Genomic DNA, 21,402 nt, shown 5'->3' with positions numbered 1-21,402 from the left:
CTTACACTCTACAGGGCATTGAGCGCTATACTTTAGTCTATCCGCTCAACGCATGATCTTGGATTCAGCCTTAGCCGAGGATTTGCCCATGTTGCATGACCAGGAAGCCGTTTGCAAAGCCTGCCCCTGCGGTTCAACTCAGCCATACACCCTCTGCTGTGAGCAGTTACTGGTGGGCGAAAAACCTGCACCTACCGCAGAGGCACTGATGAGATCGCGTTATACCGCCTTCAGTCTGGGCGCGATCGATTATCTGATCGATACCACCGCCCCTGAAATGCGCAGACCCGATGATGCCGCGGTACTCAACGAACAGACCAAGGCAACGGTATGGAAGGGGCTTCAGGTACTCTCAACTCAAGCGGGATCACCCGAAGATACAACCGGGGTGGTTGAGTTTGAAGCTGAGTTTACGGCGGGCGATGAGTCCGGCGTGCTGCATGAAACATCACGTTTTCGCCGTGAAGCCGAGCAATGGTTTTACGTTGATGGCGATGTTGAAGTCCGCCTGACAAATTAACGCCTTATCAGTCTCCATCTTTCGCAGCATATTCACGCCTGACTTTTTGCTCAGACAGAAAGTCAACCCTGTTACGATTCTTATTCTGGGTTAGAATAGCCAACCCCACGGGGAGATTTTGGCCAGACATTAGATTTGGATCTGGCCAAACCTAAGGACGATATGCTGGCACGATTTTTCAAACCCAAGTGGCAACATGCAAAACCTGCTGTAAGACTGAAAGCAGTTGCGAAGCTTAATGCCAAAACTGATGCCCATCAGGAGATTCTTGGCCAACTGGCCCTGCAGGATCTTGATGAACAGGTTCGGCTTGCCGCGACTGAGAAGCTCTCAACACTCCCAGTCCTGCTGAAAATCAGCCGGCGCGAGAGCGTCGACAGCGTAAGACAGCAGGCACTGCATCGCATCAGTCAGTTGCTCCTCAAGCCCTCCGCTGAGCAATCCAGAGAGCTGCGCCTTGAAGCCGTGGCGCAGATACAGGATTGTGACCTGCTCTGCCATATCGCGCTGAACACGTCCGAAATGACATTGGCGACTGAAGCGTTGACTCAGCTTCGCTCCGATCAACACCTGTTTACCATCGCCCGTCAGTCTTCGCGTTCCGGCCTGCGCATTCAGGCCACAGAAAAAATAAACTGCCCGGACCTGCTGGAGCAACTCAACAAACATGCCCGCAACCACGATAAAAAAGTCTTCCAGATCAGCCGGGACAAACTGCAGTTATTAAAAGATACCGTCAAACAGCAACAACAGGATGCCGCTTCCCGCGAGGACTTGCTGGCCCAGTTGACTCAACTGGCGGAAAGTGAATACAGCAATCTCTATAATGCCAAGTTACAGGTACTTCAGCAGGAGTGGGCGTTGCTGGAAGCAGGCGCCAGCAGTGATGAAAAGGTGCGCTATCTGCGGGCCCAACAAAGATGTCAGGCACAAGTTGATCATGCTGAACAGTTGGCTGCTGCTGAAGCAGCACAGGCTCAGGCTGTTGCCGAGCAGGCACAGATGGAACAGCAGCTGCTTGAGCAACTGGAAGACTTTAATGCCAGACTCAGCGATGCTGAAATCAAACCGAGTAATCTCGAATTTCTGGCCGCTGAATTTGCACTTATAAAAGACCAGACAGCAGCGATTAACTGCGCTCAGCAGCGCCTTAAAACCAGCCTACAGATCACGGAGCAGTGCCTTAACGCCTGGCATAGCTATCAAAACCAACAGTCATCGATAGAGCAGCATATCGCATTACTGGAAAGTGCTGAGGGAACTGAACTCAACAAAGCCGTTCGCAGCAGTAAACAACTGCTCAAACAGCTGGCCTGGCCTGATCAACTGTCGCCTGCCCCATTGATCATGCGCCTGGAAAAGGCCATAGCACATGCCGATCAGTTAAAACAGACTGCCCGTCAGGATCAACAGGAAAAACTGAAACGCCTTGAAGACCGGATCGCAGATGCTGAAATCAGTCTCAAAAACGGCCAAAGCCGCGAAGCCAGCAAAAAACTGCTCAAAGCTGAGCGCGCTCTGACAGAGATAGGCAGCCTTCCATCGCAACTTGAGCAACGCATGAAGCAGTTAGCCGACACGCTTGCTGAACAGCAGGACTGGCAGGCGTTTGCGGTGACACCTAAGAAGGTTGCCCTGTGCCAGTCGATGGAAGCCCTGATTGATTCCAGCCTGGATCCCGAAACCCAGGCCACCCGGATTCGTGAGCTGCAACAGCAATGGAAACAGCTGGATGCTGAGGATCCGGTGCACGACCAGCAGATCTGGAAACGCTTTAAAAAAGCAGCCGACCGTGCCTACGCCCCCTGCAGTGAGTTCTTTGCAGAACAGCGAGAAATACGCAGCAACAATCTCATCCTGCGTCAGCAGATTTGTGATGAACTGACTGCGTTGCTGGATGACCCGGCACCTGCTGCCCGCCAGCTCCTGCATTCAGCAAAACATCGCTGGCGTCAGGCGAGTCCGGTGGACCGGGCACCGGGTAAAGCATTGCAACAACGGTTTAATGAACTGACTAAAGCGCTGGAAGAAAAAACCAATGAACAGGGCCAGGCGATTCTGGCAGCCAAAGCGTCATTGGTTGAACAAAGTGCCCTGCTCCTGAAACAGGGCAATCTGCAGCAAGCCGCCGAAAGCGCAAAACAACTGCAACAGGAGTGGAAAAACCTTGGGCCCGCACCACGCAAAGCAGAGCAGCCGTTGTGGCAGGCTTTCCGCGAGAATTGCAATCAGATCTTTGTCGCCCTGCAAAACAGTACTGTCACAACCGTTGATGAAGAAGCACTGCTGCAACAATTAAAATCGCTGCAAGAGCTGCCGCTGCCCCTCTCTAAAATGGAAGCCAGCCTGAACCGTGTCGAAAAAGCACTGGCCAACTCTGCATTAGCAACACAGTTCCGGCAAGCCGTTGCGACAACCCAGCAGTTTATCCAGACACAGAAACGCGCCCTGATGGTTTTCGCGACTGAGCCGTTCAACGCGCTGAAAGAGAATGCGCAACTATGTGAGCAGGTCGAAGACATCTTACTGGAAGGACACAGCGATACAGCCTATCAACTTCTGACTTCAGGCTGGCAGGATCTCAGCCAGCTACCTGAACTCTATCAGACGGGCATGCTAGCACGGCGTAACACCCTGCTAACGCTCATCGAACAGCCGGAACGGCTGGATGAAATTGTGACAGCACAGGACCCACTGCTGCGTGAACTCTGCATCCGAATGGAGATTCTCTGTCAGCAGCCCACACCCGCTGAGGATCAACCGTTACGCATGGAGTATCAGTTACAACGGTTACAGCAGGCTCTGCAACAACCCGACAGCTATTCACTGGCTGCGGTTCAGGCGCTTGAATACGAATGGCTTTGTCAGCCGTTCTGCAATCATTTTGAAACGCTGCACCAGCGCTTCTACCAGCATATTGATGCCCTGCTGGAACCCGTCGGAGGTGATAGCCTGCTGGCCATCCACGAATAAAAAAACCCGCATATGCGGGTTTTTTTTTGCAGTAACAACTGCCTCAGGACATGTGCAGACCGCCGTTGACCGACAAGTCAGCACCGGTGATATAACCGGACTGATCATCGACCAGGAACGCACAGGTACGACCAATTTCCTCTGGGGTGCCGAAACGACCCACAGGAATACCGGAACAGATCTGATCCTGAATCTCCTGAGCAATCTTGGCAACCATTGCGGTTTTGATATAACCCGGAGAGACCGTGTTTACGGTCACGCCTTTACGCGCAACTTCCTGAGCCAGCGCTTTAGTAAAACCATGGATACCCGCTTTTGCCGCCGAGTAGTTACACTGGCCAAACTGACCTTTCTGGGCATTTACGGAAGAGATATTAATAATGCGGCCCCAGCCCTTATCAATCATTGGATTGATCACCAGGCGGGTCATATGGAACATGGAGTCCAGGTTAGCCGAGAGTACTTCATCCCACTGTTCCCAGCTCATTTTTTTAAACTGACCATCACGGGTAATACCAGCGTTATTCACCAGTACATCAACGCTACCGCCGGTCAGTTCTTCCACGGTTTTAATACAGGCAGCACAGGATTCAGCATCGGTCACATCACCATAGGCGACTTCGATGTCATATCCGTCCTCTTTCTGCTCTGCCTTCCATGCCAGTGCCTTGTCGTGGTTTCCACCACTGTTATAGCCCGCGACTACTTTAAATCCACTGTCTGCCAAAGAACGGCAAATTGCAGTACCCAAACCGCCAGTACCACCTGTCACCAGTGCAACCTTCTGGCTCATATGCATCCCCTATTCATTATGTTTATGGAGGCTGCAAATCACAGCAGCCTCGAATGGCTCTAATCGTCACCCATGATCATAATCCGGGCAGCCTCTGAGCAACATATGACTAAGGTGGAAAGTGCACCGTCACACGTCAGGTGCAGCCGGAAAAAACGTTATTCCGGACGGCTAACCGCCTCTGTCACCTCAGTAGGCTGCAGTTCGCACACCTCCTGAGCGGGGTCACAGTAAGGCAGCACCACCAGATGATCCAGTGTGATACGTAAGCCAATCTGTTCACCGGCATCATGGTCATGGTGGCAGGAAGTTATGCAAGGCAGGATTTCGCCTGAATGCAGCCTGACATAATAGAGATAATGGGAACCGCGGAACCATTTCCGGGTGATGGTCGCGGTGTATTCAGCATCATCCGCGTGCTGAATATCGTCCGGACGAATCAGCACCTCAACCGGCGCACCCGTTGGGAAACCGTGCTCAGTGACGCCCTGTAGAACACCCAGCGCCGTGCGCACAGAATAAGCGTCTTCTACTTTACCGCGCAGAAATTCACCCATACCCACAAAATCCGCCACAAAGCGGTTTTGCGGTTCATGGTAGATACTGAAGGGGGTGCCAGACTGCTGAATACAGTGATTCTGCATCACAGCGATCTGGTCTGCCATTGCAAACGCTTCCATCTGATCGTGGGTCACCAGCAACGCCGACATCTTTTCCCGCAGCAAGATCTGGCGAACTTCAGGCACCAGCGACTCACGCAGATTGGCATCAAGACCGGAAAAAGGCTCATCCATCAATAACAACTGAGGTTTGGGCGCCAGAGCCCGCGCCAGTGCCACTCGCTGCTGCTGTCCCCCGGACAACGCATGAGGATAACGCTGACCGATATCCGGCAGACCCACCAGTTTGAGCAGTTCCTCTACCCGCTTAAGCCGCTTTTCTTTCGGCCAGTTACGAATACCAAAGGCGATATTCTGCGCGATGGTCAGATGAGGAAACAGCGCCACATCCTGAAACACCATACCGATATTACGCTGCTCGACGGGCACCCGGGCAAAATCAGTCGACAACACCCGACCCCGCATGCGGATTCGCCCTTTTTGCAGCGGCTCAAATCCGGCAATTGCACGCAGCAATGTGGTTTTGCCACAGCCACTCGGACCGAGCAGACAACCAATTTCACCCGCTTTGAGGGTCAGCGACGCCTGCTGTACAACAGCAACATCACCATAGGTAATGGTGACCTCTTCAACTTCTAGCTGCGGCTGCAATACGGGGTTCACTTTTGAATTCATCATCAATCCTGTCAGCTACCGGCACGACCCCGGCTGATGGTTCGGCTTAACATAATTACGGGGACCAGCCCCACCAGCACGATAAGCAGGGATGCTGGCGCAGCATCCACCAGTCGTTCGTCAGAGGCCAGTTCAAACGCCCTCACCGCCAGCGTATTAAAGTTGAACGGCCTTAAAATAAGCGTTGCTGGCAGCTCCTTAAGCACATCCACAAACACAATCAGCATGGCGGTCAAAACAGAACTGCGTAACAACGGAATATGGATTTTGCGTAACACCTCCAGTGGTGTACAGCCAAGGGACCGAGCAGCGCCATCCAGACTGGGTTTGATTTTATCCAGGCCGCTCTGAACAGCACCCAGCGACACCGCCAGAAACCGCACGGTGTATGCAAACAGCAGCGCCACCAACGTACCTGATAACAGCAGTCCCGGATTAACCCCCAGCCAGTTGCGTGCCATATCAATCAGTCGGTGATCGAGCCAGGCAAACGGGATAATCACCCCTACTGCGATAATCGTCCCCGGTAACGCATAACCCATCCCCGCTACCATTACTGCACCATTCACCAGAGGCTGACTGCTCAGGCGACGAGCATAGGCCAGTACTAACGCAAAACTCACCGCAATTAATGCCGCCAGCAGCGCAAGATAAAATGAGTTCCAGGCCAGCGAAATAAATTCAGCCGTTTCAATCTCGGCCTGAGTAAAAGACCACCAGGCTAACTGTAAAGCTGGAATGATAAAACCCAGCAAAATCGGGCCGGCACAAAACAGTGTCGCCATCACCGCTTGCCAGCCCCGCAGTTTGAGCCGCTTGGCTTTGGCTTTGGTTTCAGCGGATGAGTGGTAACGCACCTTGCGCCGGGAGTACTTTTCCATCACCACCAGAAGAGCAACAAAGAGCAACAGGAATCCCGCCAGCTGCGAAGCGGCGGCGGCATCACCAAAACCGTAAAAGGTGCGGAAAATACCTGTGGTGAAAGTCGATACGCCAAAGTACTGCACAGTACCGTAGTCGGCCAGCGTCTCCATCAGTGCCAGTGACAAACCCGCAATGATTGCGGGACGGGCCAGAGGCAGTGCCACCCGAAAAAACGCCTGCACATTACTTAAGCCAAGGGTACGACTGACCTCAAGTGTGTTAGTCGATTGCTCCAGAAACGCCGCACGACTCAACAGATAAACATAAGGATAGAGCACCAGTGTCAGCATCAGCATGGCACCGGTCAGGCTACGGACCTCAAAAAACCAGTAGTCGCCATATCCCCATCCTGTCAGATCTCTGATCAGCGTTTGTACCGGTCCTGCAAAATCAAGTAACCCGGTGTAGGTGTAAGCGATAATATAAGCAGGCACCGCCAGAGGCAGTAATAATGCCCAACTAACTAAACGACGACCCGGGAATTCACAGACGCTGGTCAGCCAGGCGGTGGGCACACCAATCATCAGCACGCCGATACCCACACCCCAGATCAGCAACAGAGAGTTGCTAACATAATCGATCAGTACGGTTTCCAGCAGGTGCTGAAACACATCACCAGAGCCTGAGAAGACGAATCCAGCAATCACAAGGATCGGCAATGACAGCAAGAGCGCCGTAGAGAGTGCGCTAAAGCCAAGCCAGTCGACTCGATACCACCAAGGCAGTGGTTTGACTAACTCTGTCATTACAATCCTCAAACACCTATCACAAAGGTGCCAATATTAAAAACGGAAAAGCCCGCACACAATGGCGGGCATCAAATGATCGTTAAAAAAGCGAAAGATTATTTCCAGCCAGCGCGGTCCATCAGCTCAACGGCGGCGCGGTTATTCTCACCTAAGCGATTCAGTGCAATCGGATCTGCCCGGAACGTGCCCAGTGTACTCAACACATCCGAACGCTCAACGCCTGCGACCACGGGATACTCGTTATTGGTTTCTGCATACCATGCCTGAGCTTCGTCAGAGACCAAAAATTCCATTAGCTTGATTGCCGATTCTTTATGCTGCGCATAACGGGTCAGACCCGCACCGCTGACATTCACGTGCACACCACGCTGACCTTCAGCCTGATTGGGCCAGAACACACCGACCTTTGCTGCAGCAGCGGTTTGCTTGGCATCATCGGAACCCAGTAAACGGCCATAATAATAGGTGTTTGCCAGCGTCAGCTCACAGGCACCCGCAGCCACTGCCAGCAAGAGGTCGGTATCACCGCCTGCAGGAGGACGGGCAAAGTTGGCAACCAGGCCTTTGACCCAGTTTTCAGTAACCTCAATACCATCAGCCTCAATCAAGGAAGCCACCAAAGACTGATTATATATATTGCTTGATGAGCGCATGCAGATTTTACCTTTCCACCGGGGGTCGGCCAGCGCTTCATAGGTACTCAGATCTGCCGGATTCACTGTCTCTTTGCGATAAAAAATTGTCCGCGCCCGCTGCGATAGGCCATACCAGTAATTTTCAGCATCTTTAAGGTTTTCCGGTACCCGTTTGGCCAGAACATCGCTTGTCACCGGCTGCAATACTCCGGCCTGCTTGGCACGATGCAAGCGGCCAGCATCTACGGTAACAAACAGGTCCGCCGGAGAGGCATCGCCTTCCACTTCAAGACGTTTCAGCAACGCATCCGCCTTACCGGTAATAAGGTTAACTTCGATCCCGGTTTCCTCAGTAAAACGCTCCAGAATTGGTTGGATCAGCGCTTCTTTACGCGCAGAGTAAACATTCACCTCTTCTGCAGAAACCGTTGCACTCAGCGCACAACCTAAAGCACCAAAAGCCAATACGCCTATACGGGACCAGTGTTTAACCATAAAACCATGTCTCATCAATCAACTCCCCCAACAACCTCAGGCTTAGACCTGCTTAAAAATGAGTCAGTTTATACAACAAGTAAGAATGGCAGTATAAATGATAATTGTTCTCATTGGTAGATGGTTTTAGCCACGCCAATCAATTTCGATAAATACTTCTGCGCACCCTTTTTTAGCACCTGCAAACTCTCAACCACTGGTATCCAGTACAGTTCAGACAGCGTATGCCGAGTCGCTGCTGCATGCTGCCGGCTTATACCGAACGTCAACGCTTGCCTCCGCTGAGAAACCACCAGGCTGCGCCCAATTCGATCCCAGACAGCTAAAACAACACCAAAATTACAATCAAAATGTTTTGGATCCGTTGAGTGGTGCAACTGGTGCTGGGCGGGAGAAATCAGCCATCTTTCCAGCCGTACGCCATACCGCACAGGCACATGACTATGCCGCAAATTAGAACCAGCAAGATTGAACCAGAAAAGAATAAAGCTGGTGCCAAATACCGTTACAAGGTCGGCTTTTTCACCAAAGAAAAACACAAAAAACGTGATGCAGATCGCCTGAACCACTGTACTGCGGAGACTAAAAAGCACCAATTCAACCGGGTGGATTCTGAATACTGTAATCGGTGTGAGCGAGGTCGCACTGTGGTGTACCTTATGGAATGCCCATAAGCAGGGAATTGTATGCAAACAGCGATGCAACGCATAACGACTGGCATCATCCAGAAGAAAGTAAACCAGTGTAAAACTGAGCATAATCAACCCGGCTGGCAAGTCCTGGCCGATACTGGGCCGCCCCCCCATCAGGTCATGTAAACTGTAAAAAAGCCAGCCGGAGAGCGCCATTTTTGATAACAACCAGGGCGCCAGAAACAACATCAGTACCCGGTTGATGAAAAAAACTTTGTAATCTGCCTTTGCTGAGACAGACCACCATATATCAGACGAAAAGAGGGCTTTGAATGCCCCACTGAGTGACAGCTTTTGCTGCCAGCATAACCAACCAATGCCCAATAAAAATGCTGAAAACAAATACCCCCAGAAAACACGTTTCTGGGGGTTGGTGAAAGCACTCACCAGTTCATCAGCAAACCGGTCGAGCATTGCAAATTCAGTGCTCATTGGACGTTAGCAAACACCAATCAGTCAGTTTCTGCGCTCTTACCAGAACCCAGCTTATCGGAAAGTTCAGACAGTTCTGACAGCACATCCTCTTCCCGAGCTGTGACAGCAAATTGATCCACCATCAACTTCTGTACCTGCAGCATGTTATGCATATATTCCTTCAGGCTCACGGATTCAGACTGAATGTATTCACCCTTGGCATTGACACCTGACACCTGGGTATTACCCAGCAATACAGGACCGAAACCGATCAGACGATTCAGCTGGACTGCTGTGGCACCCAGATCTTTACCACCAGTCTGCAGGGACAGGGCAAAGCCTTTCAGTTCACCCCAATGTTTTACATAGTTGCGGAAGAGCTTACCGGCATCACCATTGGTTTCGATCACAAGGTTGAGTTTTTCCAGATCTTCGTAGACTTCACCCGCATATTTGAAGACCGCTTCAGCAATGACTTTTTCCCAGTTGCTGGCGATGATCTCTGCATAACCTTTAAGTTCAGCAAGCTGCTCGGCTGTAAGTGCCTGGGCCTGAGTGTCAGTAATCAGCTGACGACCATCCAGAAACGCGCGCATAATCGTATGCAGATACTGCGTTTTACCGGCGCGATCCGAGCCAGCTGCATAAACAGCATGGGCATAGGCCATTTCGTTGTAGAGTGAAACCTTTCCATCACCGTTGGCATCAGCCCACTGCAGTGCTTCAGGTTTTTGTTTAGCGATGGCATACACCTGATCAGCCGTCAGATTCAGCGCATTTGCCGGTGCACCAAAGTAACCAAAAGTTTCGTCCCAGATATGCTCTTTGCCAGTATAGGCTGCACCCTTGTTGTAGGGTTCATTATTCGGCTTCACATCTGCAGCCAGTTTTTTATCCAGATAGTTCGCTACGGCCTGATGATAAAACACGGCACCCATGGTGAACTTTGATACCAGCTGGGCGTAGTCATATCCATTCAGACGATCATAACCATCAGGGGTGTTCGCCGCTTTTTCCAGCATGGCGCGCAACACTTCATCACCTGTCAGGTTGCCGGGCCAGCCCGCGACCAGACCTTTATAGGCTTTATCCGTTAGATTGGTTTTGGAGAGTTGATCAACTTCGGTTTCCAGCAAAGGGAAACCTTCCTTGCTCTGTGGCGCAATGATTTCGAGGCCTGTTTTACCGCCCGCATAATAATCCATCATCAGGGATTCCAACGCCTTGGCGTTACTGCCATCCCCGCTCTGAGCCAGCTTTTTCAGTGAGGTGTGCAATACCTGCCGCGCTGACTGGCCCTTGTAAGACACAGAACTGGTTGACTCGCCTGCATAGTTTTTCAGCGTAATTGGAAAATCGGCATAGGTATCAGCAGCCATAACCTGACTGGAGACAACACTGATGTAGATAGCAGCTGAGAGCGTAGCGAGTTTCACAATAGATCACCTTCTTTGAAATAATCGGAATGCCTGAGCAAGGTTAAGTGTGGCGAATATACCATTCCAAAAAACTGAATACTACTGATAAACATTATCATTTAGATATAGATCAATGTTTATTGGTTTTTATAAGAACGGCATATCGGTGTTAAAATCGCGCTTTATCTTCTGCTGATCATCACCATGAACCTGATTCTGCTGTTCGAAAACGACTTTGGCCCCAACGGCTATCATCAGGATGCACAAGTCACCCTCACTGACCGTCGGTTTCAACATATCAACCAGATACAAAAACCCGCTGTAGGTGATCAATTAAAAGTCGGATTGCTCAATGGCAAGAAGGGACGCGCCATCGTAATGCAGCTCAGCGAAAGCGCTATCACGCTGAGTGTACAGCTCGATTCTCCAGCGCCAGCACCTTTGCCTGTGACGCTGATTCTCGCACTGCCACGGCCTAAAATGCTGAAGCGTATTTTGCAAACTGTCGCCTGCATGGGGGTAAAAAAGATCTATCTTATCAACGCGTATCGGGTGGATAAAAGCTATTGGAGCACTCCGATTCTTGCAGCGGCTGATGAACATCTACTACTTGGGCTGGAACAGGCGGGTGATACGCTAATGCCCAGCATTGAACTGCGTAAACGATTTAAACCTTTTGTGGAGGATGAACTGCCCGCAATTGCAGAGAATACCCGCGGCCTGGTTGCCCACCCCTACGATGCAGCCCCCTGCCCGCCTCCGACAAACAGACCAACGACTCTCGCCATCGGTCCTGAGGGTGGATTTATCCCGTACGAAATTGAGAAACTTAAGGACGCGGGGCTAGAACCCATCCATCTGGGTGAACGCATTCTTAGAGTAGAAACCGCCGTTCCGGCGCTACTGTCGCGCCTGTTCCCGATCTGAATTCGCTAACCCAGAAGCTGGCGAAATAAAGCCCAGTCAAATGCTGGTCCCGGGTCGGTTTTACGTCCGGGCGCAATATCCGAGTGACCGGCTATCCGCTCTGGGGTGATCTGTGGGTAATAACGCATCAATAACTTAGTGACATCAGCCAAGGCCGCATATTGCTGAGGCGTGAAAGGCGAATCATCGGTGCCCTCTAATTCGATGCCAATTGAAAAATCATTGCAGTTTTCACGCCCCTCGAACTGAGAGACACCGGCATGCCAGGCCCGTTTAGTAAACGGCACAAACTGGATCATATGTCCGGAGCGTTCAATCAGCAGATGCGCAGATACCTGCAGATGCCCAATCTCTGAAAAATAGGGATGTGCTTCGCAGGGCAAAGTATTGGTGAAAAACTGCTGGATATAACCGCCACCGAACTGTCCGGGCGGCAGGCTGATATTATGAATCACAAGCAGTGAGATATCGCCCTCATCCGGCCGATCACCCGCGTTAGGAGAACAGATTCGCTCTGCCTTTTTCAGCCAACCTTCACTACAGATTTCAGGCATTTTTTATCCGTCGCATTTAGATAGAACGCAGGATTATAGTAACATAGCGCCCATTACACCGAATCATTCAGGAATCATCATGTTAACCCGCGCAGACTTGCTCACTGAAATACCTTCCGCCGTTGCTCGTTTTTTACAGGAAGATATCCAGAGTGGAGACATTACTGCGCAGCTGATTCCTGAGGAGACTCAAGCTACCGCCCGTATTATCAGCCGTCAGCAAGCGGTCATCTGTGGTGTAGACTGGGTGAATGAAGTGTTTCGCCAGGTTGATCCTGCAATGCAGCTGGAATGGCTGGTCGATGATGGCGACAGGGTTCAACGCGATCAGGTTTTATTCCTTGCAAAAGGCTCCGCACGCAATCTGCTCACCGCAGAGCGTACTGCCCTCAATATTCTGCAAACCCTCTCCGGCACGGCAACCATCAGTCAAAAATACGCCGACAAGGTCAAATCCACCACTGTAAAACTGCTGGATACCCGCAAAACATTGCCGGGACTAAGACTAGCGCAGAAATATGCAGTGACCTGTGGCGGATGTTACAACCACCGCATCGGCCTGTTTGACGCGTTCCTGATCAAAGAAAACCATATCATGGCCTGTGGCGGCATTATCAATGCGGTTCAGACCGCCAAACACAACGAACCAGGCAAACCGGTTGAGGTTGAGGTTGAGTCATTAGATGAACTCACTCAGGCACTAGACGCCGGAGCCGATATCGTGATGTTGGATAACTTTTCTTTAGAAGAGATGCGACGAGCGGTCCAGATGACCAATGGACGAGCCAAACTCGAAGCCTCTGGCGGTATTACAGACGCAACCCTGTTACCCATTGCTGAAACGGGCGTGGACTATATCTCTATCGGGTCACTGACCAAGCACTGTGAGGCGGTAGATCTGTCTATGCGCCTGATTCAAGCCTAAGCTTTACAGAGAAAGCTCAACACATTTATAAACGCAACTGCAGAGACTTTTTTGCCCACTTGCAGAGCATGCAAATTGGGCAAAAAATTCCGAGAATGTAATCTACTGACAGGTATTACCCGCCAGCTTAACCCAATCCTGATCTTGCTGAATTTTCAGTACATCGTAAATCTCAACCGCCGTCGTGGTAACACCCTGTTCACGCAGAACACGGCACGCAGACTCTGCAGCAGCGGCGGCATCATTCTCAGGCAATATACCCACCGCCAGGATCGCATCATCACTCCACCAAACCGGACGCGCCGGGAACTCTGGACGCTCCAGCAACAGGTTTTCAACCTGACTTTTGGTGACAGCTGAGATGGTTGGTTTGGTTTTAGTGATATACCAAGTTACGCCGACACAGGCAGCGATAAGAAGAATGATTATATTTTTTTTCATATTATTGAGACAAAAAAAAGAGAGGCAAATACGCCTCTCTTTGATATTCGTAAAAATTACAGGCTTTGGAATGCCTGAGTACAACCCTCAGCAGAAGAGGTATTACCCATTCCTGCAACGGATACCGAACAAGCCCATTCAATCCGGCCTTGTCCCGCTGCAGCTGAGGTAAAGTCTGGTATCAACTGAACAAGAATAGCAGTAGTTCCTGCAGAAGCAGTATCAGTCAAAGTACCGTTAGCGCAGTTTGCAACTGATGACGGGGTCGTACATACAGAGTTGTCACTAGTGGAAGAACCGTTTGAAAAGTTCTCAGCAACTTTAACTTTCTCGCCCCCCAAACCACCAGACAACTGACCAATGGTGGCTTTGATGGTGTAATCGCGATAAGCAGGCAGTGCAATTGCTGCCAGAATACCGATGATCGCAACGACGATCATCAATTCAATCAGGGTAAAACCCGCGTGGTTTTTCTTCATGTTTTTCATCTTTCCGTTCTCCAGCGAAAAAGAAGTACACCAAGGTGTAAAGCTTCCATCAGATTTTTCAACGTAATCCTCTTACGAGATGCACAGCTCCCCCCAGGAAAACCGCACTTTAACCAGTTTAGAATATAACGGCCTGTTAAGAAAAGACATAAGTAAAATTGCTTTAAAGTTTTTAAACACAGCAAGTATCAGATTGAAACAAGCGTTTTCCTGAGCAGTTCTATATGATGACTACACTAATGACAAAAGCTGCCGACTTATTTTAAAACGCCTGTACCAATGGTATTTTAGAGTCGTTCATGGAGAGAGAGGTCTACCGGTGCAACCCAGCCAACCCTTAACCGGACTGGCCAAGCGTTTGGTCAATGACGGTGTTTTTTCTGCTGAAGTCGCTTCTGATGCTGTAAAACAGGCTCGAGACAACAATCAGTCTTTTATAGGCTATATCACTCAACAAGGGCTTGTCAGTGGCTACCGTGCCGCCGCGGCAGCTGCGGAGGAGTTTGGCATCCCCCTGCTGGATATTGATGCGTATGATCTGAATTCGCTTCCTCAGGGGCTAATTAAAGACTCGCTGATCAGCAAACATAGCGCACTTCCCCTGAAACGCAGGGACAATAAACTATTTGTCGCCATCTCAGACCCCACCAACATTCAGGCACTGGATGAGTTTAAATTTCAGTGCGGCCTGTCTACCGAAGCCGTTATTGTTGAACAGGACAAATTACTCAGAACAATTGATGCATTTCTTGACACTCAAGACAAATCGCTGGAAGGTCTCGAAGACAGTGATCTGGACAATCTTGAGCTTGAGGATACTGAAGCTTCTCAGGATGAGGATGAAGGTAATCCAGGCACTGACGATGCTCCCATCGTTCGATTTGTTAACAAAGTGCTGCTCGACTCTATTAAAAATGGCGCATCCGACATCCACTTTGAACCCTACGAACGCAGTTACCGAATTCGAAGCCGTATAGATGGGATTCTACAGGAGATCGCGAAACCACCATCGAATCTCGCGTCGCGACTTTCTGCACGCATAAAAGTTATGTCAAAAATGGATATATCTGAGCGCCGCCTGCCACAGGACGGGCGTATCAAGATGAAGATATCCAAGAACAAAGCCATAGACTTCCGTGTCAACACGCTGCCCACACTCTGGGGTGAAAAAATTGTACTGCGTATTCTGGACCCGGGCAGTGCCAAAATGGGGGTTGAAGCTCTTGGCTTTGAACCGGAACAGAAAGCGCTGTATCTCAAAACACTCGAACAACCTCAGGGCATGATTCTTGTTACCGGCCCTACAGGTAGCGGTAAAACAGTTAGTTTGTACACTGGTCTGAATATACTGAACACTGAAGAGAGGAATATCTCTACCGCTGAAGACCCGGTTGAAATCAATCTGGAAGGCATAAACCAGGTTCATGTGAATCCGAAAATTGGTCTCACCTTTGCTGAAGCCTTGCGCGCCTTCCTACGTCAGGACCCTGATGTGGTCATGGTGGGTGAGATTCGTGATCTGGAAACAGCAGAAATTGCCATTAAGGCAGCTCAAACGGGTCACATGGTACTATCCACGCTCCATACCAACAGCGCGCCAGAAACACTGACACGCTTACGCAATATGGGCGTACCCGCTTTTAATATAGCCACTTCAGTCAGCCTTATCATTGCCCAGCGACTGGCCCGACGTCTCTGCCAGTCCTGTAGAAAACCCCTCTCGCTTCCTGAAGCAACACTTATGGAAGAAGGCTTTTCAAAGGAAAACCTAAAGGGGCTGCAACTCTATGAACCGAATACTGATGGTTGCAGTAAATGCCATAAAGGCTTCAAGGGGCGTGTAGGTATCTACGAGATGTTACGTATGTCAGGCGATATTGCTGAAGTCATTATGAACAACGGTAACTCTATCGACATCAAAAAAGTAGCTGAGACTGAAGGGTTCAAATCCCTAAGGCAATCAGGCCTTAAAAAGGTCATGGACGGGCTCACCAGCCTGGAAGAACTCAACCGCGTTATCAAAACCTAAGCGCAGGTAAGCGACGATGGCACAAGCACAGAAGAAAATGGCATCTTTTGCCTGGCAGGGTAAAGATAAAAACGGCAACAGCTGCAAAGGAAAAATAAAAGCAGCCAGTCCTTCTGAGGTTAAAACTCAGCTACGTAAGCAAGGGATCGTACCAAAACGTATCAATCGTGAGCTTTCAATTCCTCTGTTTGATAAAAAAGCGCGTTCAATCAAACCTGTCGACATCGCATTTTTTTCACGGCAAATGGCCACTATGATGAAATCTGGTGTGCCTTTGGTGCAGGCACTGGAAATCACATCTGATGGTGTTGAGAAGGATCAGTTAAAAGAAATGATTATGGCCATTCGCAACGACGTGAATGGCGGTTTGGATCTTTCAGCCGCATTAGCAAAGCACCCACTACACTTTGACGATTTATACTGTACTTTGGTGCATGCCGGTGAACAATCAGGCTCTTTGGAACAGATGCTTGATCGCATAGCTACCTATAAAGAAAAAGTCGAAGCCTTAAAAGCCAAAATTAAAAAAGCTATGACCTACCCTGCTGCTGTAGTAGCGGTCGGTATCGTTGTTGCTGCCCTATTGTTGATTAAAGTTGTACCTCAATTTGAGGTCACATTTTCTGCTTTCGGCGCTGACTTACCTGCTTTTACACGGTTTGTGATAAACCTATCAGAATATGCTCAAAAGTGGTGGTTTATAGGGCTAGGGATTGTGGTTGCGATCATTTATGCCTTTAACAGAGCCAAGAGAACATCACAGAAATTTAGAGATAGTGTCGATAGATTCGTTTTAAAAATTCCAATTATTGGTGGCATTTTACACAATGCCGCGATTGCACGCTTCTCCAGAACTTTAGAGACAACCTTTGCTGCTGGGGTCCCATTAGTTGATGCTCTAGAGTCCTCTGCTGGAGCATCCGGCAATGTTGTTTACAGAGAAGCCATTCTACAAATCAGAAACTCCGTATCGACAGGCCAGTCACTAAAAGATGCAATTATTGTTACTGGCCTATTTCCTAATATGGCCAGCCAGATGATTGCTATCGGTGAAGAGGCTGGTTCACTTGAGCAGATGCTGTCAAAAGTCGCTGACTACTATGAAGGACTGGTGGATGATGCCGTGGACAATATGTCTGCGCTGATCGAACCACTGATCATCTCTGTTTTGGGCGTTTTGGTGGGTGGCCTTGTTATCGCCATGTACCTGCCAATCTTCCAGCTGGGTAACGTGGTCGGCTAATACATGCTTCATGAACCTATGACCTTTTGGCTGCTGCTTGGCGCAGTAGCCATTCTTTCTTTATCTGTTGGCAGTTTTCTGAATGTAGTCATCCACAGAATACCTATCATGCTGGAGCGTGAATGGGAGTCCATTCGCACCGATACGGACCCCGGTCACACCTTCAATCTGGCAACGCCAGCTTCCAGATGCCCTGTTTGCAATCATCAGATTCGCTGGTTCGAGAATATCCCTGTATTCAGTTACCTGTTTTTAGGAGGTAAATGTAGCAGTTGTAAAACAAAAATTTCGCTACGTTATCCCGCAATTGAAACTGCAACCGCACTAATCGGCTGCGGTCTTTTCTATCATTTTGGACCTACCTGGCACACTGCGGCCTTGATTGGATTCAGCTGGATTCTGCTCTGTCTAATCTTTATTGATATTGACCATCAGCTGTTACCTGACAACCTTACACTGCCTCTGTTGTGGTTGGGCTTACTGGTAAACACTCAGGGGCTTTTTACCTCTCTGGAAAATGCTGTCTGGGGTGCAGTGGTTGGATATCTGTCTCTTTGGTCGGTGTATTGGGCCTTCAAACTACTCACGGGTAAAGAAGGCATGGGCTATGGGGACTTTAAACTGCTTGCCGCCTTGGGTGCCTGGGCAGGTGCTGCCCAATTACCATTAATTATCCTGCTCAGTTCTCTGGTAGGAGCGGTATTTGGTATAGCGATGATGTTGTTTAAAAAACATGACCATCAGCAACCACTGCCATTTGGACCTTATCTAGCGGTAGCTGGCTGGATCGCTTTACTTTGGGGCGACATCATCACCGGTCACTACCTACAGTTTGCTGGCTTCTGAACATGAAAAAACCGTTCACTGTTGGGCTGACCGGAGGAATTGGCAGCGGTAAAACAGCCCTTTCTGACGCTCTACGGGCTAAAGGCATCTCTATAGTCGATGCGGACATTGTCGCACGAGAAGTGGTCGCACCCGGTACCGATGGGCTGGATGCAGTAGCCCAACATTTTGGTAATGATATTCTTTTACCAGATCAATCACTCAACAGAGCAGCGCTAAGACAGATTATTTTTAAGCACCCGGAAGAACGTGCATGGCTGGAATCAGTGCTTCATCCATTGATTCGGGAGAGGATCCTCAATCTTCTCTCCCAGCCTACAAACAGTTTCCATATACTCAGTTCGCCTTTGCTTCTGGAAACAGATCAACACACTCTGGTGGACTACATCGTTGTTGTCGATGTACCGGAAGCGTTACAAGTTGAAAGAACTCAGCAGCGAGACAACAATACGCCTGAGCAGATTGAAGCGATTATGCAAGCCCAGCTTCCCCGCTCTACACGATGTGCTAAAGCCGACTTTATCATTGACAACTCAGGCGACCTGCAACAGCTTGAGACTGAAGTTACACGTTTAATGACAACCCTAAACCGCGAACTTTCTGCCCGGAACGAAAATGAGTAACACTCCCTACGTTGACTGTCCAACCTGCGGCAAAAAATCAGCTTGGACTACAGATAACCCCTTCCGCCCCTTCTGTAGCGAACGTTGTAAGCTCATTGATCTGGGTGCGTGGGCAAACGAGGAGTATCAGATACCCGCTGCTGGCAACAGCGACCTGAGCAGCTCTGAAGCTGATGATTTTGATGAAACCGGAATCAGTCCCACCAAGCACTGATGGCAGCAATCCCCTGAGCACCATGCGCAAAGGCCGTTGATATATCAGCATGGTTCATACCACCCAGCGCATAAACAGGCATTGGTACAGATAGCACCCAGTCACTAAAACAGGCCCAGCCTAGTGGCGCTGCATTCGGGTGAGATTGAGTTGCTGATACGGGTGAAAGGGTGACAAAGTCTAGGCCTTTGGCAACGGCTACTTCCAGCTCTTCGGGCGTATGGCACGACGCACTGAGCCACTTTCCCGCAAATGCATTCCGGTCAGCGAGCTGATCCAGTTGATGTGAACTTAAATGCAGTGCATCCACCTTCAAGGCAGCTGCTTCTTCAGGGGTTCCGTTGAGGATAAAAAGCTTGTCATGCGACTCACACAACGTCTTAAGCTCTGCTGCAATCTCCAGTTTAGCTGGATGCTGACTACGCAACATCACAGACTGAGCACCTCTGGATAGCCCAAGCATGACACGCTCTATACAGGCTTGAGGAGATTCAAACTCACCAGTAATAAGGATTGATTCCGGTAACTGGCATGCATCAACAATAGGCTGATTTGCGGCAGGGAAGGAAAAATCAGACAAACCATCCGCCGTTGTCCAACAGATGGCTTGCCCTTCACAACCCTCAGCCTGACCCTCAAATTCAGACACCAAAAAAACGTCAAGCAGTACGGCTTTATCAGGGTAGCGGTGGGAGATTTGAATCAGAGGACGGCATTTGGTGACCTGAATCCCTACCTCTTCCTGCAGCTCGCGCTTCAGTGCTTCTTGAACCGTTTCACCCTGCTCTACTTTCCCTCCGGGAAACTCCCACAGCCCACCCTGATGTTTGTCATTTGGACGCAGCGCCAGCAAAATCTCTCCTTGCGCGTTTTTAATGACGGCTGCCGCTACATGGATCTGCTTCACGCCACTACCCCAATCTGTCAGCTTCGGTAGTCAGCATTGATGGTCACGTAATCATGCGAAAGGTCTGTGGTCCAAACCGTTTCACTTATTTCACCCCGATTGAGCACGATCCGGATGGTGATCTCTTCCTGATTCATGACAGCCTGACCTGCCGCTTCAGTGTAATCCGCCGCACGACCACCGTCGCGAACAATACAGACCTCATTCAGGTATATCTGCAGCTGATCGACCGCCAGTGATTTAAGACCCACACGCCCCACAACAGCAAGAATTCGACCCCAGTTTGGGTCTGATGCAAACAGCGCAGTTTTTACCAGCGGTGAATGAGCGACAGCATAGGCTGTATCCAATGCTTCTTCCTGAGAACCAGCAGCTTCTACCTGGACGGTGACAAATTTGGTTGCACCTTCGCCGTCACGCACAATCGCATGCGCCAGCTGCAACATCAGCTTTTGCAGCGCTGATTTGAAAAGATTCAGCAGCTCAGGATTACCTTCACTGACCTGAACACCCGAAGCGCCTGTTGCAACCAGGATGCAGGAATCGTTGGTCGAGGTGTCGCTGTCGATGGTAATGCGGTTAAAGCTCTTGTCAGCGCTTTCACGTAACAATGCCTGCAATAGAGGCGCTTCTACAGCTGCATCTGTGGCTGCATAACCCAGCATGGTGGCCATATTGGGCTTGATCATCCCGGCCCCTTTACTGATGCCGGTCAGTGTCACAGTAGTACCCTGCCAATCAAACTGTACAGAGGCTGCCTTGGGGCGCGTATCAGTCGTCATAATACCTGACGCAGCCAATTCCCAACCGTTCTCATCTAAAGCCGACAAAGCGGCAGGCAGCGCCGAGATCACTTTCTCTACTGGCAGCTTCTCACCAATAACACCCGTGGAGAACGGCAAAATATTTTCAGCAGCCAATCCGGTCAAATCAGCCAGCGCCTGACAGCTGGCCTGAGCATCCACCATGCCCTGTGCACCTGTACCAGCATTAGCATTACCGGTATTCACCAACAGGTAACGACTTGGAGCTACGGCAAGATGTTTCTTGCTAAGCGTCACCGGCGCAGCACAAAAGGCATTCGTTGTGAATACGCCTGCGACGGAGGAGCCCTCAGCAATCTCCATCACAACAATGTCTTTACGGCCTGGCTTCTTAATACCTGCTGACGCCGTACCCAGTTTAAAACCAGAAACCGGGTGCAAAGTTGGAAGTGTATCTGGCCCTACTGCCATAATCTGTACCTCTGCAAGGCAAGAAAGCAGCCCAGGGCTGCTTTCATTGAAGATAATTATTC

20 protein-coding genes are annotated in these 21,402 nt (G+C 50.0%); 9 read left to right on the top strand and 11 right to left on the bottom strand.

From position 1 onward, the window contains the following. Positions 1-88: 88 nt before the first annotated feature. Entirely contained in the window at positions 89-520 is a 432-nt protein-coding gene (locus tag P2G53_RS05850) for a YchJ family protein (protein ID WP_275815162.1), read from the top strand. A 162-nt stretch (positions 521-682) separates the two neighbouring features. After that, positions 683-3,493: a DUF349 domain-containing protein gene (locus P2G53_RS05845; protein WP_275815159.1), complete on the top strand. Its 2,811-nt coding sequence runs from the start codon at positions 683-685 to the stop codon at positions 3,491-3,493. Between the two features lie 43 nt (positions 3,494-3,536). On the opposite strand, the gene phbB is transcribed toward P2G53_RS05845, so the two are convergent. From phbB to P2G53_RS05815, 6 genes are all read right to left on the bottom strand, one after another. Next, positions 3,537-4,286, bottom strand: coding sequence for an acetoacetyl-CoA reductase (gene phbB / locus P2G53_RS05840; RefSeq protein WP_275815156.1), 750 nt, complete (start codon positions 4,284-4,286; stop codon positions 3,537-3,539). Between the two features lie 158 nt (positions 4,287-4,444). Next, on the bottom strand, positions 4,445-5,581 hold the full coding sequence (locus tag P2G53_RS05835; protein WP_345799200.1) for an ABC transporter ATP-binding protein: 1,137 nt from the start codon (positions 5,579-5,581) through the stop codon (positions 4,445-4,447). An 11-nt stretch (positions 5,582-5,592) separates the two neighbouring features. After that, complete coding sequence (locus tag P2G53_RS05830; protein ID WP_275815151.1) at positions 5,593-7,251, bottom strand: iron ABC transporter permease; 1,659 nt, start codon at positions 7,249-7,251, stop codon at positions 5,593-5,595. Between the two features lie 98 nt (positions 7,252-7,349). Continuing rightward, positions 7,350-8,399 carry a Fe(3+) ABC transporter substrate-binding protein gene (locus P2G53_RS05825; RefSeq protein ID WP_275815149.1) on the bottom strand — a complete coding sequence of 350 codons (1,050 nt, stop codon included), beginning with the start codon at positions 8,397-8,399 and terminating at the stop codon, positions 7,350-7,352. A 95-nt stretch (positions 8,400-8,494) separates the two neighbouring features. Continuing rightward, positions 8,495-9,232: a sterol desaturase family protein gene (locus P2G53_RS05820; protein WP_275815146.1), complete on the bottom strand. Its 738-nt coding sequence runs from the start codon at positions 9,230-9,232 to the stop codon at positions 8,495-8,497. Positions 9,233-9,528: 296 nt separating this feature from the next. Beyond that, on the bottom strand, positions 9,529-10,926 hold the full coding sequence (locus tag P2G53_RS05815) for a DUF4856 domain-containing protein (protein WP_275815143.1): 1,398 nt from the start codon (positions 10,924-10,926) through the stop codon (positions 9,529-9,531). Between the two features lie 186 nt (positions 10,927-11,112). Between P2G53_RS05815 and P2G53_RS05810 the strand changes: the two genes are divergently transcribed. Continuing rightward, positions 11,113-11,835, top strand: a complete 723-nt coding sequence (locus P2G53_RS05810; RefSeq protein WP_275815140.1) for a 16S rRNA (uracil(1498)-N(3))-methyltransferase — start codon at positions 11,113-11,115, stop codon at positions 11,833-11,835. Positions 11,836-11,840: 5 nt separating this feature from the next. On the opposite strand, the gene ampD is transcribed toward P2G53_RS05810, so the two are convergent. After that, positions 11,841-12,389: a 1,6-anhydro-N-acetylmuramyl-L-alanine amidase AmpD gene (ampD, locus tag P2G53_RS05805; protein WP_275815138.1), complete on the bottom strand. Its 549-nt coding sequence runs from the start codon at positions 12,387-12,389 to the stop codon at positions 11,841-11,843. Between the two features lie 79 nt (positions 12,390-12,468). Here ampD and nadC point away from each other — a divergent pair, with 79 nt between their 5' ends. Continuing rightward, positions 12,469-13,314, top strand: coding sequence for a carboxylating nicotinate-nucleotide diphosphorylase (nadC, locus tag P2G53_RS05800; protein WP_275815135.1), 846 nt, complete (start codon positions 12,469-12,471; stop codon positions 13,312-13,314). 102 nt (positions 13,315-13,416) lie between these two features. Here the strand turns inward: nadC and P2G53_RS05795 are convergent, their stop codons facing one another. Beyond that, positions 13,417-13,755, bottom strand: coding sequence for a hypothetical protein (locus tag P2G53_RS05795; RefSeq protein ID WP_275815132.1), 339 nt, complete (start codon positions 13,753-13,755; stop codon positions 13,417-13,419). Between the two features lie 56 nt (positions 13,756-13,811). Then, positions 13,812-14,234, bottom strand: a complete 423-nt coding sequence (locus P2G53_RS05790) for a prepilin-type N-terminal cleavage/methylation domain-containing protein (RefSeq protein ID WP_275815259.1) — start codon at positions 14,232-14,234, stop codon at positions 13,812-13,814. 328 nt (positions 14,235-14,562) lie between these two features. On the opposite strand from P2G53_RS05790, the gene pilB reads away from it, so the two are divergent. From pilB to yacG, 5 genes are read left to right on the top strand one after another with little or no spacing between them, the layout of a single operon-like run. Then, positions 14,563-16,272: a type IV-A pilus assembly ATPase PilB gene (pilB, locus tag P2G53_RS05785; protein WP_275815130.1), complete on the top strand. Its 1,710-nt coding sequence runs from the start codon at positions 14,563-14,565 to the stop codon at positions 16,270-16,272. A 16-nt stretch (positions 16,273-16,288) separates the two neighbouring features. Then, complete coding sequence (locus P2G53_RS05780) at positions 16,289-17,515, top strand: type II secretion system F family protein (RefSeq protein WP_275815128.1); 1,227 nt, start codon at positions 16,289-16,291, stop codon at positions 17,513-17,515. A gap of 3 nt (positions 17,516-17,518) precedes the next feature. Next, positions 17,519-18,361, top strand: a complete 843-nt coding sequence (locus tag P2G53_RS05775) for an A24 family peptidase (RefSeq protein ID WP_275815125.1) — start codon at positions 17,519-17,521, stop codon at positions 18,359-18,361. Positions 18,362-18,363: 2 nt separating this feature from the next. Further along, positions 18,364-18,984 carry a dephospho-CoA kinase gene (coaE, locus tag P2G53_RS05770; RefSeq protein ID WP_275815122.1) on the top strand — a complete coding sequence of 207 codons (621 nt, stop codon included), beginning with the start codon at positions 18,364-18,366 and terminating at the stop codon, positions 18,982-18,984. After that, positions 18,977-19,198 carry a DNA gyrase inhibitor YacG gene (gene yacG / locus P2G53_RS05765; protein WP_275815119.1) on the top strand — a complete coding sequence of 74 codons (222 nt, stop codon included), beginning with the start codon at positions 18,977-18,979 and terminating at the stop codon, positions 19,196-19,198. Before coaE ends, yacG begins: the two co-directional genes overlap by 8 nt. On the opposite strand, the gene P2G53_RS05760 is transcribed toward yacG, so the two are convergent. Both P2G53_RS05760 and argJ read right to left on the bottom strand, forming a co-directional pair. Next, entirely contained in the window at positions 19,179-20,105 is a 927-nt protein-coding gene (locus tag P2G53_RS05760) for a Nudix family hydrolase (protein ID WP_275815115.1), read from the bottom strand. The genes yacG and P2G53_RS05760 overlap by 20 nt on opposite strands. Positions 20,106-20,122: 17 nt before the next feature. Further along, positions 20,123-21,340, bottom strand: a complete 1,218-nt coding sequence (gene argJ / locus P2G53_RS05755) for a bifunctional glutamate N-acetyltransferase/amino-acid acetyltransferase ArgJ (RefSeq protein WP_275815112.1) — start codon at positions 21,338-21,340, stop codon at positions 20,123-20,125. Between the last annotated feature and the right edge of the window lie 62 nt (positions 21,341-21,402).

It is taken from the genome of Neptuniibacter sp. CAU 1671 (assembly GCF_029222905.1).
Taxonomy (GTDB): Bacteria; Pseudomonadota; Gammaproteobacteria; order Pseudomonadales; family Balneatricaceae; genus Neptuniibacter.
The sequence above is the reverse complement of the archived record's forward strand: the minus strand, read 5'-3'. Positions and strand labels throughout refer to the sequence as shown.